Raw genomic sequence first — 18127 nt, forward strand, 5'->3', positions numbered from 1 at the left:
ATTTTAAACCATCCTAATCTTCCTTCAGTCTTGTCTTATGGTACTTTGGCTGCTTAAAAACTGTCCGGAGTATTGATATAAACAACTTGAGATTAATGCTGCAACCTTTAATTAGCTTTAACTTGATACAACAGTGGCTAAAAGTTTTTCCGATTCCACAATTATCTACAGGCTTGGCTCGATTAAAGGCGTTAATGATTTTTTACCCAAATCCTTCTCTCACTTGATGAATGAGAGTGAATTTTTATTTTCTTCTTCCGCTTAGTGACAGAAGAGGGATATCAGTTATTGAGAATGCTAAAAAGCTATACAAAATAAGTATTACAGGCAAAATATATGAACAATGGCATTGTAGGGGTTAGGGGTTCAAGTCCGCTATTCTCCATAAAAAAGATTAAAGAAACGGCACTGCCCTAACCTAATTTGTACGCAAACAGTACCACCGTGTGCTTAAATACGATCGCGCTTTGTACCGAAACAGTAGCACCCCGTGTTTAAATTCGATCGCGCCGCACACCCTGAAAACCAATTTTCCCGTAAAATCAAAACAGTCTACCCGCAAAAACAAAGCGCTACCTGTGGCAAAGTCAACTGAACCCAACAATCCAGAGAGTCCGATCCAACTTGCCCGATCGCCTCTGTACGACCTATCATTACAACTCAAAGGCCGGATGGTACCCTTTTCCGGGTGGGAGATGGCAGTACAGTACGCAGGCATCAGCAGCGAACATCAAGCAGTACGCCAGCAAGCAGGAATGTTCGACATTTCCCACATGGGAAAATTTGGTTTGACAGGGAAAAAAGTAATAGAAAAATTTCAACCCTTAGTACCCTCAGACTTGAGCCGCTTGCAACCCGGTCAAGCTCAATATACAGTCTTGCTAAATGCCAAAGGCTGCATCTTAGACGACATTATTTTCTACTGCCAAGAACCTGACGCTATTACTAACGAAGAACGTGCAGTAATTATTGTCAACGCCGCCACTCGCATCTCAGACAAAGCATGGATAACCACGCACTTAGAATTGAGCGAACTCTGTTTTACAGACAGATCCGAAGATAAAGTTTTAATTGCCATTCAAGGGCCGGAAGCTGTTAACTATCTCCAGCCTTTTGTGGAAGACAACCTCGCACCAATTAAGGCTTTCGGTCACTTAGAAACAAATCTGTTGGGACAGCCGAGTTTTATTGCCAGAACTGGTTACACCGGTGAAGATGGGTTTGAAATCATGGTGGATGCCGAAGTAGGAAAAGAACTGTGGCAAAAACTGTTAGCTGCTGGGGTTGTGCCCTGCGGTTTGGGTGCGAGAGATACCTTGCGTTTAGAAGCAGCAATGGCTCTTTACGGTCAAGATATAGACGACAATATCACGCCTTTAGAGGCTGGATTGGGTTGGGTAGTGCACCTAGATAGCAAAGGCGATTTTATTGGTCGCGAGGTTTTGGAACAGCAAAAAGCGAGTGGAGTATCGAAGCGGTTGGTAGGGTTAGAAATGCAGGGGCGGCACATTGCGCGCCACGGCTATCCGGTAATATTTGAAGGCGAAACAGTAGGAGAAGTTACTAGCGGTACATTATCGCCTACATTGAATCGGCCAGTAGCCCTCGCATTTGTTCCGACAAAATTAGCTAAAATCGGTCAGCAATTAGAAATCGAAATTCGCAGTAAAAACTATCCGGCTAGTGTGGTGAAAAAACCATTTTATCGCTCGCCAAACCGTCCCAGTTAACTTAAGTAGGTGAGCATTAATTCAGGGGCGTTGCTTAGAGGAAGGATTCACAAGAAAGTGTAAGTGTATGTGTTGTTGTGGCACGGGCTTCTAGCCCGTTGCTCATATTGGTCGAGAAGATTCATCTACTAGCTTAGCAAATTTTTGCAAAGTTGCAGCATAGCGATCGCCCGCCACGTCCATCAAATCATTATGACCGGCCCCATCAACCCAAAAATTTAATTTCGGCTGCTTCGCGGCTGCAAACAACTGCTCTCCATGCCAAAAATGCACCACGTCATCAGCCTTACCATGAATCACCAAAACAGGCGATCGAACTTTGTCAATCTTATCAATATTCACAAACTTATCAAAGGGTAAAATCGGAATCCGCGTCAACACCCGAAAAACCGAAACAAAGGAATTTTCAACCACCAAACCGCCGACTTTTTGCCGCGACGCCAAATCAATTGCCGGCCCACCGCCCACAGAACGCCCGTAAAGAATAATTTGGTTTGCAGGTACTCTCAACTGTTGGGTTAAATAATTATAAGCAGCATCAATATCACGATAAGTATTATACTCAGAAGGATTTCCCTGACTCGTGCCGTAACCTTGATAATCATAGGCAAACACAGCAAACCCGCTATCTCGAATCTCTCTGAGTACCCATAAAATCCCGCCCAAGTCTTCCGCATTCCCGTGACTGTAAAGTATGGTATATTTAGCTTGCGGGTTAGGAAAATGAACAGCAGAAATTTTCACGCCATTAGCTGAGCTAACTTTGATAACTTCCATGCTATCACTCTGACTAGATGGGGGATGTTGGAAAATTAGCCGTTCTGAAACAAAGAAACTGTAAAAACACAGAAATGCGTAAATAAAAATTAGAGATTTCCTAAGTCGTTTGACAGAAAATTCTCCGAAAAGCAAGGGTTTAATATTTTTTCTGTTCCACTTAGTCATTACTAAAGGCTCATAGTTGAATAAGATTTAACTAATACTTTTTTATTGCGAGAAAAGACATGGCACTAACATACCCCGATGACTTGAAATACCTAGACACCCACGAATACATCCGACTCGAAGGCGAAATAGCCACCATCGGCATTAGTGCCTTTGCAGTTGACCAACTCGGCGATATCGTGTTTCTAGATTTGCCAGAAGTCGGTGCAGGGTTGGAAAAAGGCGAAGCTTTCGGTACAGTCGAGTCAGTGAAAGCCGTTGAAGACTTGAAAGCACCAGTTACCGGTACAGTCGTAGAACGCAATGATGAAATTATAGAGTCTCCCGAAAATTTGGCGGAAGACCCCTATGGCGCTGGCTGGCTGCTGAAAGTGCGCGTTGACAACACCAGCGACGCAGACGAGGCTTTCTCGGCCCCGGAGTATCGCAAAATGGTGGAAGGGGAGTAGTTATGAGTTTTGGGTTTTGAGTGGGAATTTGGGGCTAGGGCTCGTTGATTCCTCCACAATCCGCCAGGGGTTGAAACCCACGGGGCTTATAGCACAAGTCGTCTAAAGACGACTGAAATACTAAGCAGTTGCGCGGCGATTTGCGATAAGTGCGGCTTAATCTAAGGTCGGCGACCGACCACTTTAGCTGTGAGACAGGGGTTTCAACCCCTGTCGGACTGTCGGACTTTGATAGACGCAGAAAATCTTCCTGGTTTTCTTAGCAAAATGTTACAAACAAAGAAGCAAAAGTCTATTCAGGAGAATCCGCCTTGGTACTCTACAGCCCTCAACTTGAACCCAGTCAGCAGCAAAACCTTTCCCCCATAGGTGGTTTTGCGGGCCGACACATTGGCCCGACACCCAGCGAAATCCAGCAAATGCTCGATGTTTTGGGCATTTCCAGCCTCGATGAGTTGATTGACAAAACGGTTCCTGCGGCGATTCGCATTTCTCAACCGCTACAACTTCCCGCAGCGCAAAGCGAGTACAGCGCTTTGGCAGAATTGAAAGAAATTGCTGCCAAAAATCAGGTATTTCGATCGTACATCGGCACAGGATATCACGACTGCATAACTCCCCCCGTCATTCAGCGGAATATCCTAGAAAATCCCGGCTGGTATACAGCTTACACTCCCTATCAAGCCGAAATTGCTCAAGGGCGATTGGAAGCTTTACTGAACTTCCAAACCATGATAATTGACCTCACGGGTTTGGAAATTGCCAACGCTTCTTTGCTGGATGAAGGGACTGCTGCGGCCGAAGCGATGGCGGTTAGTTACGGCGCGAGTAAAAATAAGGCAAAAGCGTTTTTTGTTTCCCAAGATTGCCACCCTCAAACTGTGGAAGTCGTGCAAACTCGCGCTAAGCCGCTGGGAATTGAGGTAATTGTCGGCGACCATCAAAGTTTTGAGTTCGATCGTACAATTTTCGGCGCTCTCCTGCAATACCCCGCCACAGACGGCGCAATTTACGACTATACCGATTTTATTCGATCGGCACACGAAGTCGGCGCATTAGTCACAGTAGCCGCCGACATTTTGAGCCTGTGCTTGCTCACACCCCCCGGCGAATTCGGCGCGGATATAGCCGTAGGAAGCACTCAGCGCTTCGGAGTGCCGATGGGATTCGGAGGGCCCCACGCAGCCTATTTCGCCACGCGAGAAGAGTTTAAACGGCAAGTTCCGGGGAGAATTGTCGGCGTTTCTAAAGATGCCAACGGCAAATCTGCTTTGCGTCTGGCCTTGCAAACTCGCGAACAGCACATCCGCCGCGAAAAAGCAACCAGCAATATTTGTACTGCTCAAGTTTTGCTGGCAGTGATGGCGAGTATGTATGCTGTTTATCACGGGCCGTCTGGACTGAAAGACATTGCTGAGAAAGTATGGAGTTTAACAGCACTTTTGGCATCCGGTTTAAGAAGTTTCGGATACAAAATTGGTTCTCAACATTTCTTCGATACTTTGCGAGTAGAATTGGGAGACAAACCGCTGTCAGAAATTCTAGAAGCTGTTAAAGTTCGCAAAATTAATCTCCGAGTTTTCGATGATTCGACAGTAGGAATCACGTTAGATGAAACTGTCACCGTTGAAGATGTGCAAGAGTTGTGGAAAATATTTTCCCAGGATAAGGATTATATCAGGGCAGACGGGCAGAATGCTCTTAACATTCCGCTGGATGCCGACGCATTGAATTCATATTTGACGTTACCAGATTTTTGCGATCGCAGCAGCAGCTATCTCGCCCATCCAGTTTTCAACAGCTACCATTCAGAAACTGAACTTTTGCGCTATTTGCACCGTTTAGAAGCCAAAGATTTATCGCTAAATACATCGATGATTCCCTTGGGTTCTTGCACAATGAAATTGAACGCAACAGCAGAGATGATGCCCGTGACTTGGGCGGAATTTGGCAAGATACATCCTTTTGCCCCCCGCGATCAAACTCGCGGCTATCAAATGATGTTCGTGCAGCTAGAACAGTGGCTGGCAGAAATCACCGGTTTTGCGGGAATTTCTTTGCAGCCAAACGCCGGTTCCCAAGGCGAATACGCGGGTTTGTTAGTTATTCGCCAATACCACGAACACCGAGGCGAATCTCACCGAAATATTTGTTTGATTCCCCAGTCAGCCCACGGTACAAATCCGGCTAGCGCGGTGATGGCGGGAATGAAAGTAGTTGCTGTGGAGTGCGATTCTCAGGGCAATATTGATGTTGCGGATTTACATAAAAAAGCCGAGAAACACAAAAATGAACTGGCGGCTTTGATGGTGACATATCCATCTACGCACGGCGTTTTTGAGGAAGAAATTAAAGAGATTTGCGATATTGTCCACAACTGCGGCGGACAAGTTTATATGGACGGCGCAAATATGAATGCTCAAGTTGGTTTGTGCCGCCCAGGTGATTTTGGTGCTGATGTTTGTCACTTAAATTTGCACAAAACTTTCTGTATTCCCCACGGTGGTGGCGGGCCGGGAATGGGCCCGATTGGGGTAATGTCTCATTTGGTAGAATTTTTGCCCAGTCATTCTATTCTTAACAGTCAACAGTCAACAGTTAACAGTCAACAGTCAACAGTTGGTGCTGTTTCCGCAGCGCCTTGGGGAAGTGCTAGCATTTTGACTATTTCTTGGATGTACATTCGGATGATGGGAGGAGGGGGTTTAACTGAGGCAACAAAAGTAGCAATTCTTAATGCTAATTACATGGCAGAACGCTTAGAATCTTATTATCCGGTTTTGTACAAAGGGAAAGCTGGTTTGGTGGCGCACGAGTGTATTCTAGATTTGCGATCGCTCAAAAAATCTGCGACTATTGAAGTCGAAGATATCGCTAAACGGTTGATGGATTACGGCTATCACGCGCCGACGGTTTCTTGGCCGGTTGCTGGTACGGTAATGGTGGAACCGACGGAAAGCGAATCTAAACAGGAATTAGATCGTTTTTGCGATGCGATGATTGCGATTCGAGGCGAAATTGCGGAAATTGAAAAAGGTAATGTTGATGCGCAAAATAACGTTTTAAAAAATGCGCCCCACACCGCAGAATCTCTGATGGTTGATGAGTGGAATCGTCCTTATACTCGCGCGCAAGCGGCTTATCCGGCACCTTGGACTCGCGAATATAAGTTTTGGCCGGCGGTGGGCCGCATAGATAATGCGTTTGGCGATCGCAATTTTGTTTGTTCTTGTTTGCCAATGGAGGCTTACAGTCAAGGTTAAATCGCTTTCTCCGGGTGCGCGATGCGCACTTGACCCTAGATAAAGTGTAGGTGCGCATTGCGCACCTTACCCTACATAAACGCGCTGAAAAAGATTTAATAAAAAACTACCAAAACTCCAAGTAAAATAAAAAATGAATGCAACAGGCGTTGCTGAGTTAGGGTATGAAAGGCTAAATATGCAAGTCAGAGAAACCAGTATCCACAAAGCTTCGGGATTTTCAACTGAATTTTTTTCATACCCAGATTAAGCAACACCTAATTTTTAAAGTGTAACTTTAACACTCCAGGCATCGATTAGCAAAAGATCGATCGCCCTTATTGACAATCAAGCAATTTGGTCACAAGCCCCCGGATTCATTCGTGGAGCGAGAAAAAAGCTCCGAATCCCGCTCGCAAGCCGCCGGATTTATCAGTGGGGTCGCTTTCTTCAATCTAAAATCTAAAATCTAAAATCTAAAATCGTGTGATTCTCCAATAAGCGCACCGCGCAATAGTTTTAATATTTTTCAATGTACAAATTAAATATTTGGTTCAGTTCACCATTTCGGCGATCGGCTCAACAAGGCTGTAGCTGCCTCGCTGTCGAGAGGTTTAGAGAAAAAGAACCCCTGACCGTACTCGCAGCCGATCGCCCGCATTTGAGCCAACTGGACGGCGGTTTCGACACCTTCTGCCACTACTTTCATCCCCAAACTGCTGGCCAGCATGACGATCGCCCGCACGATTTCCAAATTTTCGCCCTTTTCCCCGATGCGGCTGACAAAAGAGCGATCGACCTTCAAAATATTAATCGGGAACCTGTGCAAATAACTCAGAGACGAATAACCAGTCCCGAAATCATCAATGCACAGCTCAATCCCCAACTCTCTCAACTGCGAAAGCATCCCCGCCGCCACTTCCCCATCTTCCATCAGCACACTCTCAGTAATCTCCAACTTCAAACAGCGAGCGTCCACACCCGTTTCCAGCAAAACTTGCTTAATTTGCTCGATCGAGTCCGGTTCCGAAAACTGCCTCCCCGAAAGATTTACTGCTACTGTCAATCCCGAATTTCCCACAGGTAAATTCAAACTCTGCCACTTGATAATTTGGCGGCAGCTTTCGTTCAAAACCCACAAACCCAAAGGCGTAATTAACCCTGTTTCCTCCGCCATCGCAATAAATTCCATCGGGGAAACTAAACCTCGTTCCGGGTGCAGCCAGCGCACCAACGCCTCAAATCCGATAACTGAGCCACTTTTCAAAGAAACGATCGGCTGGTAATAAACAGTAAAAGGACATTCCAATTTAAAAGGAACAAATTGCGATTTCGGACGCTCAAACTTGCGCTCCATTTCGCTCGTAGGCGAGTTTTCCTGCGCCGCCCCACATCCTAAATCCACTATTGAATGTTTCAAATTCAGCTCTTCAACCGATTCCCGCAAATCGTGTTCCAAGTTCATCAAAGCCACAGCCCGAGTGTGCATCGAACTGGTAAACACTTCGTAGCGAGCTTTACCGAGAGCTTTGGCGCGGTACATCGCAATATCAGCATCGCGCAAAATATCTCCTGCCCACTGATATTTGTCGGTATTCAAAGCAATGCCGATGCTAGCAGTAATTAAAACTTTATTCCCTTCCAAATAAAGCGGTCGTTCGATCGCCTGGAGAATTTCCTTTGCTTGGGCGATCGCCTCATCAACACCCTGAATTTCCTCCAGCAAAATCACAAACTCATCTCCCCCCACACGCGCCGCCGTATCGCCAGGTCGCAAACAAGTCAAGAGACGGCGAGCCACAGCCACCAACAGCCGATCGCCCGTGCGGTGTCCCTGGCTGTCATTAATCACCTTAAACCTGTCCAAATCCAAAAACAGCACCGCAAACCGATCGCTTGGATGCCGTTGCGCGCGCGCAAAAGCTTGCCCCAACCTGTCTGTCAACAAACCCCGGTTCGGCAACCCCGTCAGCGCATCGTGCAAAGCATCGTGCAACAATTGCTCTTCAGCCAGCTTGCGCTCAGTCACGTCGTGACAGTTGACCACAATTCCCCGCACCGAAGGTTCGTCGAGCAAATTCGTCGCCACCGCTTCCAACACGCACCAGGAACCGTCCTTGTGCTGCACTCGGTATTCGGCCATTCCCTGGCTAACTCTCGGCTTTTGCATGACACCTTGGAACACTTGATCCACTATCAGCAATTCGTCAGGGTGAATCAAGTCAAATACAGATCGGCCGAGCACTTCCGCCGTCGGGTAGCCCAAAATCCGCTCTAGGGAAGGAGAGACATAGCGACAAAAGCCTTTCTCGTCCAGAATCACAATAATGTCTCTAGCATTTTCAATCAACGATCGAAAGCGCTTCTCGCTTTGCCGCAGCTCTTGTTCCGTGCGCTTGCGATCGGTAATATCGGTATTCATGTAAATCCGACCGACTATTTTCCCTGTGCGGTCTTTAATAGCATCGGCCCGCAGCAGCACTTGCAACATTTCGCCGCTTCTGGTGCGGTTGGTAATTTCACCAGACCAAGAATAACCGTGGGCGATCGTGTCTAGTACCTCGCTGGCGACTGCGGGGTCAGCAAAAACTGCCGGTATACCTCCGGCTAGCTTAAATTCCTCTGCCGTGTCCCATTCAAATAGCTGAGAAAATGCTTGATTTTGATAGATGTGAGTGCCGTTCGCATCGCTGATCCCGATCGCGTCGCTCGAACTTTCCACCGCCTTGCGAGTCAGCACCAGAGCTTCTTCTATCCGCTTGCGCTCGGTAATGTCTATCCCTACCAGACAAGCTGCTTTGCCGCGATCGTACTTTTGAGCAACAATCAAATAGTATCCCGCCGACTCTCCGCCATCAGTTTTCACCTTAACGCTGAGTTCTTTAACCGCTTCCGTAGCGTCGCCAGCAAAAAACTCCACCACAAAAGAGTTAAAATCCGAGCTAGCGCCCAGAAAACCGATATCTTGACCGACAAAAGCCGACGGCGGCAAACCGTGCAGTTTGGCTAAGTGCTGGTTAACCCCCAAATAGTGCAAATCCGAGCTAATCCAAGATACTGTTCCCGGAACTGCTTCCAAAATCGTTTGCAGTTGGTCGTTAGCTTGCTGCAATGCTTCGTGCACTTCACAGATGCGTTCCGACAAGTCCGACTGAATCCCTACGAAGTGAGTCAAATTAGCGCTGTCGTCTCGCACGGGAGATAGCGACAATTTGCTCCAAAAAGGACTGCCGTCTTTGCGGTAATTTTTGATGGTTGTCTTGATTTCTAGACCTTGGCGCAAGGCGTCGCGGATCTTAGCTACAGTAGTTCGATCGGTATCCGGACCTTGCAAAAATCGGCAATTGCGCCCCAAGATTTCACTGGCGCAGTAACCTGTCATCCGTTCAAAGGCCGGATTGCAATAAATTATGGGGCAATCGGGTGCATTGGCGTCAGCAATGACAATGCCGCTGCTAGTAGCTGCCAAGGCTCGATCGCGCAGCCACAGTGCTTTTGATGCAGTATGGCGATCGGCACTCCCCACTTCACCTAAATTAGAAATTGACTGGTTCTCGCGATCTCCCATCAGCCGAAGTTTCAAGCAAACCTTTACAATTTCCGAGTTGTTTCTTACTTTAGCGTTTTTCATGGTTCGCGCCACGTAAATTCTATCTTGGTACTTAAGTAAGCGGGATTTAACCTTAGTTGTTAGTTGTATTTTATACGCTTGCTGTTGGGCATTTAAAAAAGCACATCTTCACTTCTGCAGTGAAAACCCTCTCTCTATTCCTCTGCCCCTCGGACTCTCTCCCCTTCTCCCCTTCTCCCCGCGCTCCGTTAATCGGGATGCGCAGCAGCTTATTTAGCAGGAATTGCAGCTTGAGAACTCGGCGGCGCAATATTAATTAAGGGCAAAGTTCCACCTCCTCCCATTACTGTCGGAAACTGACCGTTCCATTTTTCAATCGCTTGCTGCTGCAAAATTTCAGGAGTTAAAGTTTGCCGCTGCAAGCGCTGAGATTCGGCTTGACCTTTAGCGCGATTAATTTGGGCTTGAGCGTCTTGGGTTGCTTTTTTAACTGTAAATTCTGCCTGTTTAGCTTCTTGTTCTGCTATCTGCTTGGCTTCGATGGCTTTGCTAAATTCTGGAGAAAAGCCAAAATTTATTAACGAAACATCTCTGACGATGACGCCGTAAGGTTCCAAACGCTTTTTGAGGCTGTTGTCTATTTCTGTTTTGAGTTCCGTGCGCTTAGTAATAATTTCTTCTGCGGTTTTTTTAGAAGTTGCTGCTTTGAGAACTTCCGAAATAGCCGGACTCAGAATGCTGGTAACAATTTGTTCTTCCTCTCCTATTTGTTGGAAAATTTGATTGACTTTGGCAGGATCTACATTCCAGTTGACTGCCAAATCTGTAGTAATACTTTGCAAATCTTTGGAGGCTGCATCTGCTTTCAAATCTGTTTTTTGTACCCGGACGCTGAGAGTTTTTACAGAGGTGACGATCGGGAAAATCGGGTGGATGCCTTCATCTAAAATAGCGTCTTGAACTTTGCCAAAGCGCATCATGACGCCCCGTTCCCCTGCGCCGACGATGGTAAAAGGTCTTAAAATTAAGGCGGCGATGATGAAGACGATGCCACCGACGATGTAGAGAGCTAGGTTGTACCGAACACTTTGCATGGTTTTCATATGTTAATTCACCTATGTTGTGTTACTTGATGTTAGTTTTCTCTTCGCTATTATCTAAGATTATAACTTCATGTTAATGGTGCAACAACTCATAAATTCATTTATTTTTTGTCATAAAAGTCATATATTTGTGAGGGTCTGGGAACTTCTTAGCTCGATGAGCGGGGATGAACAATGGCACTTGTAGCTGGGTGAGATTATTGATGAATAAATGTTTCAATCATCTTGACAAGGAGGATTTTTTTAGATAAAGCAGAAGTAAATAGATAGCTCGATCGCTCTCCGACAAGCGATAAAATAAAATGGCGATCGCAAAGATAAAGCTTTCTAGAAAGCTAAAAAATCAGCATCAAATAGGTATTTTTTGTGAAGTTTGAGTAGAAAATAGGAGGTGAGCGGCGGTGAAACCTTTGCAGGTTGGTGCAAGCCGCGAAAGATAGAATTTCATACTCCGACGTACAGACTCTATTTGTAGAATAAGCCTCGGCCCGCCTTACTCAAACCTCAAGAGTATAAAGAAAGACTCCTTACGCAAGCTGTGAATTTATAGTGTAAAAGGATAAAAATCCGAGTTTAAAAATGCCAGAAAATAAGTTAAACTTAGATGAGAACGGTTAAATAAAGATGCCTAATGTTGCAGCGACACCCTTGGCCGCAGACAATTGAAGAGGCGATCGCCATTCAAGAACAACTTCGGTCAGAGGTAATTACCGAAAATAAATTGGAGACAGTTCGGTACGTCGCAGGCGTAGATGTCGGCTACGACATTGCAGACGACGTATCGCGCGCCGCTGTAACAGTTCTGAGCTTTCCCGACTTGCAGTTGCAGCAGCAAGCTGTGGTTCGCAGTCCTACAACTTTTCCTTATATTCCGGGTTTCCTGTCTTTTCGAGAAGTGCCGGCAGTCCTTGAGGCTTTGGAAAATATCAGTTTGAGGCCAGACTTAATATTGTGCGACGGTCAGGGACTAGCCCATCCCCGCAGGTTCGGTCTTGCCTGCCATTTGGGGGTGTTGACAGGGATTGCGACCATCGGAGTTGCCAAAAATCGATTTATTGGAGAACATTCAGAAGTCGGGATCGACCGGGGCAGTTGGGAACCCTTGCTGCTGGAGGGAGCAACGGTAGGCGCAGCGCTGAGGACGCAAACAGGGGTAAAACCGATTTATGTTTCCATTGGCCATAAGGTAAACTTGAAAACTGCGATCGAGTACGTCCTGTGCTGCGCCCCAAAATATCGCTTACCAGAAACAACTCGATCTGCAGACCAACTAACATCGGGATAACTGGCAAGCGCGGAAGGCATCAAAAAAAAAGTAAAAAGGCAAAAAAGCATCCCTCTTGGGACTTTTAATTTTTGAGGTGTCGCCGTTAAGTCAAAAAATCCTCTGAGTCTACCCCCAATCAGCTTTGGCTTCCATCCTTCCAGCGAACTAAAGAATGACTATACCTGAGAAAGAGGTATAAAAGTTGGGGGGTTTCTACAATGATTGAAAGACAGTAACCTGCTTAAACATTGGCGGCTCTAACTATAGTGCCCGGGCGTGAACTATTTTTAGTTCACATTTGTAAATTATGAAATATTCATTCTGCGAGTTAAACCAAAAGCAGAGATTCGTCTGATGAGGTTTCATAATTTACCGTCGGATATCTCACCACTGACTGGGAGCAACCACGACAGTGGGAGGCGAAGGCGCGATCGAGCTAAAAAATCAGAAAAAAAACAAGGAGACAGTCATGGCTGAGAAAAGCAAACGCGGATTCGCTTCTATGGATGCAGAAAAACAGCGCGCAATTGCTAGCAAAGGCGGAAAAGCTGCACACGAGAAAGGAACTGCACACGAATTCACCCCTGAAGAAGCCAGAGAAGCTGGCCAAAAAGGCGGCGAAGCTGTCAGCAGAAATCGCGAACACATGGCTCAAATTGGTCGCGAAGGCGGTCGGAAAAGCCGCAAGAGCGAATAAGTCTCTCCAGGCTGGCGCTGCAACGAAAGATTGCACAGTTGCAGCTTGAGAGATAGCACTAGGACACTGAGCGTTTGAGGAGGTGGGGCGAGCGAATTTCCCGAGATAGTTCGATCGCCATACCTCCAAAATTCGTTATTAGCGCACCAAAGCTTCGCAAATCTGAAAACCCCACAGCAATTAGTTTTTAGCAATCGCTGGCAAATCTTTAACAGCAAAATTTTAACAAAGCTGCACTGGGGTCAATAATTTTGCGGGAAAGAAAAGCTGGCAAGGGCGAGTCACTCTCTCAAAAAAAGCCAATACGAGCACAAAAAGCCCTGACTTCGGGGCTTTTTTGTTTAGCTGCACATAATATTTTCAGAAGTTCGATCGAGTCGGCGTCAATAATTCTAATTAAGTTTTTTGGTGAGGAAGTCAGTGCTCAAAATAAATCAGCTAATATTTTTTTATATTTTTGAGCAAACTATACAATCATGACAAGCCAGCTCACTTTAGCATGGACAGAAGCTGGGGTGCGTCAAACTCTGACAATTCAAAACGGACAGCCGAGCAAAAATCTGGGAACCGTGAGGCTCGGGCGCGATCCGGCGAAGTGCGATATAGTATTTTCCCATCCCAGCGTATCGGGTCTGCAGGTTGAAATATTTTTTAATCAGGAATTGCAGGAGTATGCAGTGCGGAATTTGCGCGAAAGCAATCCGCCCCTGGTTGACGGAAAAATTCTCGCCCGAGGCGAAGCAAAATTGAGTCCCGGAAGCCGCATCCATTTAGGCCAAGTGCAAATCGAGGTGGTGAAGGTGACTGAGGTGGAGGTAGCCGCGCCGCAGACAGTTTTGCTGTCCGGGCCTCCCGCACCGGTTAACTCTGGGCCGACGGGGCCTTCAAAATATGGTTTGCAGTGTCCGAAGTGCACTCGAATTTCGCCTTACGCGCAGTTGAATGCGGGGTGTCCGTGGTGCGGTACTTCTTTGGCGGCTGCGGCGAGTGTGATGATCTCTCCGTGAATGTTTGAAAAAGGGAAAATCGGCCTATCCGCTAAACACTCTCAATTTCAAAAATCTTTGTTGCAGAAAGCTCAAAGCTGAAGGCTGATGTTTAAAAAATAATCATGAATTCTCAACCCTTGCGCCTGCGACTGACTTGGACAGATACAGCTACGGGGGATTGTCGATCCCCGATACTCGACTTACCCATCGCTTTGGGACGAATTTTTGAAGCTATGCCCGCCACACTCAACGGGGAACGAGTTTCTCGAATTGCGCTCAGCAGCAGTCAAGTTTCTCGCTTTCACGCAGTGATTGGCACCGAAGGTAACAGTATTGTACTCACTGACACGGGCAGCCGCAACGGTACTTTTGTTAACGGCGTTCGCCAAACCCGGTGCGTGCTGGCAAACGGGGATATGCTGCAAGTTGGCCCCTACGCGATCGGCATTTCTTTTGCTATTAATTCCCCAGAAACGCCCTCGGTCAATTCTCACATTTTCTTTAACCCGCAGACCAATGGGCCAGACCCACGGGGCCAGCAAATGGTGTTGCAGCTTCCTCAAACACGTAGTACGGGAGAATTTCCGCCGATCGCATTTTTGCACGCTTCTCAAGTGAATATGCGATCGCTCCAATCTATGGGAGTCCCTGTGGCAGAAGTTGATTGGGCTGCCGTTGGCGGCGGTTTGGGCAGCTTTATTTGGGTGGATTTGCTGAGAATTTGCGGGGTGACAACAGATCGAATAGCGGTTTTGGGCATGGAAGAGCAACCTTACGCCCGCTATCGGCGTCTGTGCCTAAATTCTCAAATTCCGCTGCGGGAACGCCTAAGATCGAATTCTGACTCCTGTCCAGACAACATTTGGGGCTGGCCTCCCTATGCTTTGCGGGAAGCTTGGCAGGAATTACTCAAAGGGCGTTTGGGGATGTCGTTGAAGTTGATGTGGCAGGTGTTTGCCGAACCGACTTTTGCCGAAACTTATACGCCTCGCGCGGGGAATGTGTTTGATTCTATTGACAGGGAAGTCGATCGAATAGGGTGGAATCAGATGTTTCGCTACGGTAGAGTGCGGGGAATTCGCAAAATAGATGACGGCAGGTACGCGATCGCTTATTCTCGATCTAATGCGGATCACCGCGACCACGCTTTTTTAATCGCCAAATACGTACACTTAGCCACCGGCTATCCCGCCATTCAATTTTTGCCGGATTTGCAAGCTTACCGCGAAAAAACCCAGGATTTTGAGTCGGTTGTCAACGCTTACGAAAACCACGACGGCGTTTACGAAAAATTGGAGGCCAGCGGCGGCAGCGTGTTAATTAGAGGCCGGGGAATTGTAGCTTCGCGGGTGGTGCAGCGGATTTACGAAGCGCGACAGCGCAATCGGAATATTCAAGTATTGCATTTGATGCGATCGCCCAAACCCCAGGGCAACAAATTTAACCTCGCTCAGCGCAGCGTCGAAAATCACTACGAATTTCAACCTTTCAACTGGCCGAAAGCTTGCTGGGGCGGGGAACTCCGCGTACTTTTGGAACAAGCCGCGCCTGAATTTCGGCCGCAGTTGCTCACCGACTGGGGCGGCACTACCACAGCCCAGCGCAGCGACTGGCGGCGGATTGTCAAAGAAGGTTTAAGTCAAGGATGGTATCAAATTACCTTCGGGGAAGTCGAGCGAGTCGAGCGCGACAGTCAAAACCGCACGGTGACGTACATTCAGGAGAAGGAACTCAAGGGGCAAATTAAGTTAGAGGCTGATTTTATTATTGACGCTACGGGTTTGGACGCTAAGGTAAAAACCAGTCCCCTATTAAACGATTTGGTAGCTCAATACAATCTTCCCCTCAACGGTTTGGGGCGGCTGAGTGTTAACAACGATTTTGAAGTGCCCGAATTGCGGAATTCTTGTGCTAGCAACACAGAAGGCCGGGTATACGCAGCCGGCGCGATTACTTTGGGAGGGCCTTACGCGCCCGTAGACAGTTTTTTGGGCTTGCAATACGCCGCCTTGCGTTCGGTTGAAAGTCTGGCCGCCAACCGAGTTGCTGGTGTGCGGAAATTGAGCGTTTGGCGATCGTTCGTGCAGTGGTGGAAGTGGATTTTAAATAAATCTCCCGGCTAACTTGAAGGAGGAAGTTCGGCAACAAGCAATGTATAAGATTTAATGGATTTAACTGAGTTTCGCGTTTAATTTAAAATCTAAAATCTAAAACCGAACAACCTTCCCCTTCAATCTAAAATCTAAAATCTAAAATCTAAAATCGCATGACTCCCACTTTATTCGGCCGCTGGCAAACTCGGTTATTGCTATTTGCAACCGTAGGCGTTTTAGTAACCCTGCCCTTTTTTATGGGTTTAATTACCTCCCAATCAGGCTCAATCTTTTTCTGGATTTTAGGGTATGTAGCGATTTTTGGCATCGGCTGGGATGCTTTATATATTTCGATCCAGCAGTTTCGCTGGGATCGAGATTGGCCTGGGGCGTTTCAATTGCTCGCTGGAATTTGGGAAGCACTTTTTGTGTTATTTTTAATCAAAATTATCGGTTTGCCGGGAATACCTGCACAAGATTTTGACTTGGGAGCTTTTGCATTGCATTATAGTTTAGTGTGGCTGGCTATTTATCTGGCATCGCAAACACTGATGCGGATTTTCTTTCCTTACTGGCGTTTCCGAGGCGGTCAATGGCTGTAATAATACCTGTAGCGGCGGGTTTTACCCACAATAATCGCCTCAAACCCATAATCGAATAAACCCGCTCCGGCTATTCTACCAATTCCCAATTCCCAATTCCCAATTCCCTACAGAATTTACAGTCAGGTGTACCGATCCCTGGGCACCCAACATAATTTATAGTAAGCTCAACTCAAAATTGCTGGCATCCTTCAATGCACCGTCCTCCTTGTATTTTCTCATTTTTTTCAGGTTCAGGCTTGCTCGATCTGGGTTTTGAGTCGATCGGCTTTAATGTAGCGTATGTCAATGAAATTTTCCCACCTTTCATGCAAGCATACCGCTATTCTCGGCAGTGCCTGAATTTGCCGCAACCAGAATACGGATATTGCGAAGGAGAGGAAGCAGATGTCACTCGACTTGTAGGGGAAGAACCAGCTTTTCGCCTGCGGGAATTGATGCAGGATGCCCGCAAACATCACGATATTGTGGGATTTATCGCGGGGCCGCCTTGTCCTGACTTTTCTATTGGCGGCAAAAACCGAGGTCAAGAAGGAGATAAAGGTCAACTTTCAGCTTCATACATTGAATTGATTTGTCAGCAGCAGCCAGATTTCTTTTTATTTGAAAATGTCAAAGGTTTGTGGAGAACAAAAAAACATAAAGCTTTTTACGACGCACTCAAAAATCAGTTGTCTGAGTCGGGATACGTTTTTGCCGAACGTTTAATTAATGCGATAGAATACGGTGTCCCGCAAGATAGGGATCGAATTATTTTGATAGGGTTTAAAAAAAAAGTAATCACAAATCTGGGCATTTTCCTAGAGAAAACAAGCCAAATGTTACCAGAAAATTTATTGCCGTGGTCAAGTCATATCTTATATCCCAAGTCAGAAGTTTTTTCTCATCCTTGGCCCAAGAGAAATGCTTTCGGAGGCGATGGTTTCTTGCCGTGTCCTGATGGCATTCCCCAAGAGTTAACGGTTGAATTTTGGTTCCAAAGAAATGACGTTCTCAACCATCCCAATGCCAACCACTATTTTCAACCCAAAGCTGGAATTAAGCGGTTTGCTTCCGTTGATGAAGGAGATGATTCAAAAAAATCTTTCAAGCGATTGCATCGGTGGCGTTATTCGCCGACAGCTTGTTACGGCAATAACGAAGTTCACTTGCACCCTTACAAACTTCGCAGGCTTTCGGTTGCAGAAACACTGGCGGTTCAGTCACTGCCCAAAGAGTTTGCACTTCCGGCTAAAATGACGTTGACTAATATGTTTAAAACTGTTGGCAATGGGGTTCCTTATTTAGCTGCACAAGGTATTGCCAAAACAATTTTACAGTTTTTATCTAACTAAAAAAACCGAGTAGCCAGATACCAGACTTCGCAAAATTTGTCGCGTATCTAAAACTATTTGTAGCGGTTATGAGGGCATTGCGCACCCTACAATTACTAAAATTAC

12 protein-coding genes are annotated in these 18127 nt (G+C 46.6%); 9 read left to right on the forward strand and 3 right to left on the reverse strand.

All coding sequences use genetic code 11. From position 1 onward, the window contains the following. Positions 1-578 precede the first annotated feature (578 nt). Positions 579-1730, forward strand: coding sequence for a glycine cleavage system aminomethyltransferase GcvT (gene gcvT / locus QUA54_RS22040; protein WP_333416292.1), 1152 nt, complete (start codon positions 579-581; stop codon positions 1728-1730). Positions 1731-1832: 102 nt separating this feature from the next. Here gcvT and QUA54_RS22045 read toward each other — a convergent pair whose 3' ends face one another. Next, complete coding sequence (locus QUA54_RS22045) at positions 1833-2675, reverse strand: alpha/beta hydrolase (protein WP_333416293.1); 843 nt, start codon at positions 2673-2675, stop codon at positions 1833-1835. 59 nt (positions 2676-2734) lie between these two features. On the opposite strand from QUA54_RS22045, the gene gcvH reads away from it, so the two are divergent. After that, positions 2735-3124, forward strand: a complete 390-nt coding sequence (gcvH, locus tag QUA54_RS22050) for a glycine cleavage system protein GcvH (RefSeq protein ID WP_006631619.1) — start codon at positions 2735-2737, stop codon at positions 3122-3124. 311 nt (positions 3125-3435) lie between these two features. Continuing rightward, entirely contained in the window at positions 3436-6387 is a 2952-nt protein-coding gene (gene gcvP / locus QUA54_RS22055; RefSeq protein ID WP_333416294.1) for an aminomethyl-transferring glycine dehydrogenase, read from the forward strand. A gap of 538 nt (positions 6388-6925) precedes the next feature. Here gcvP and QUA54_RS22060 read toward each other — a convergent pair. Further along, complete coding sequence (locus tag QUA54_RS22060; RefSeq protein WP_333416295.1) at positions 6926-9997, reverse strand: EAL domain-containing protein; 3072 nt, start codon at positions 9995-9997, stop codon at positions 6926-6928. A 209-nt stretch (positions 9998-10206) separates the two neighbouring features. Continuing rightward, a complete protein-coding gene (locus tag QUA54_RS22065; protein WP_333416296.1) occupies positions 10207-11040 on the reverse strand; it encodes a prohibitin family protein in 834 nt (277 codons plus the stop codon). 631 nt (positions 11041-11671) lie between these two features. Between QUA54_RS22065 and nfi the strand changes: the two genes are divergently transcribed. The 6 genes from nfi (at position 11672) to QUA54_RS22095 (ending at position 18022) form a co-directional block, all read left to right on the forward strand. Beyond that, entirely contained in the window at positions 11672-12325 is a 654-nt protein-coding gene (gene nfi / locus QUA54_RS22070; RefSeq protein ID WP_333416297.1) for a deoxyribonuclease V, read from the forward strand. A gap of 451 nt (positions 12326-12776) precedes the next feature. Next, entirely contained in the window at positions 12777-13004 is a 228-nt protein-coding gene (locus tag QUA54_RS22075; RefSeq protein WP_015175252.1) for a KGG domain-containing protein, read from the forward strand. Positions 13005-13480: 476 nt separating this feature from the next. After that, entirely contained in the window at positions 13481-14011 is a 531-nt protein-coding gene (locus QUA54_RS22080) for an FHA domain-containing protein (protein ID WP_333416298.1), read from the forward strand. A gap of 104 nt (positions 14012-14115) precedes the next feature. After that, complete coding sequence (locus QUA54_RS22085; RefSeq protein WP_333416299.1) at positions 14116-16116, forward strand: FHA domain-containing protein; 2001 nt, start codon at positions 14116-14118, stop codon at positions 16114-16116. Positions 16117-16259: 143 nt separating this feature from the next. After that, positions 16260-16688: a hypothetical protein gene (locus tag QUA54_RS22090; RefSeq protein WP_333416300.1), complete on the forward strand. Its 429-nt coding sequence runs from the start codon at positions 16260-16262 to the stop codon at positions 16686-16688. Positions 16689-16882: 194 nt separating this feature from the next. After that, a complete protein-coding gene (locus QUA54_RS22095) occupies positions 16883-18022 on the forward strand; it encodes a DNA cytosine methyltransferase (protein WP_333416301.1) in 1140 nt (379 codons plus the stop codon). Positions 18023-18127 lie beyond the last annotated feature (105 nt).

The sequence above is a fragment of the Microcoleus sp. MOSTC5 genome (genome assembly GCF_036701825.1).
GTDB lineage: Bacteria > Cyanobacteriota > Cyanobacteriia > Cyanobacteriales > Microcoleaceae > Microcoleus > Microcoleus asticus.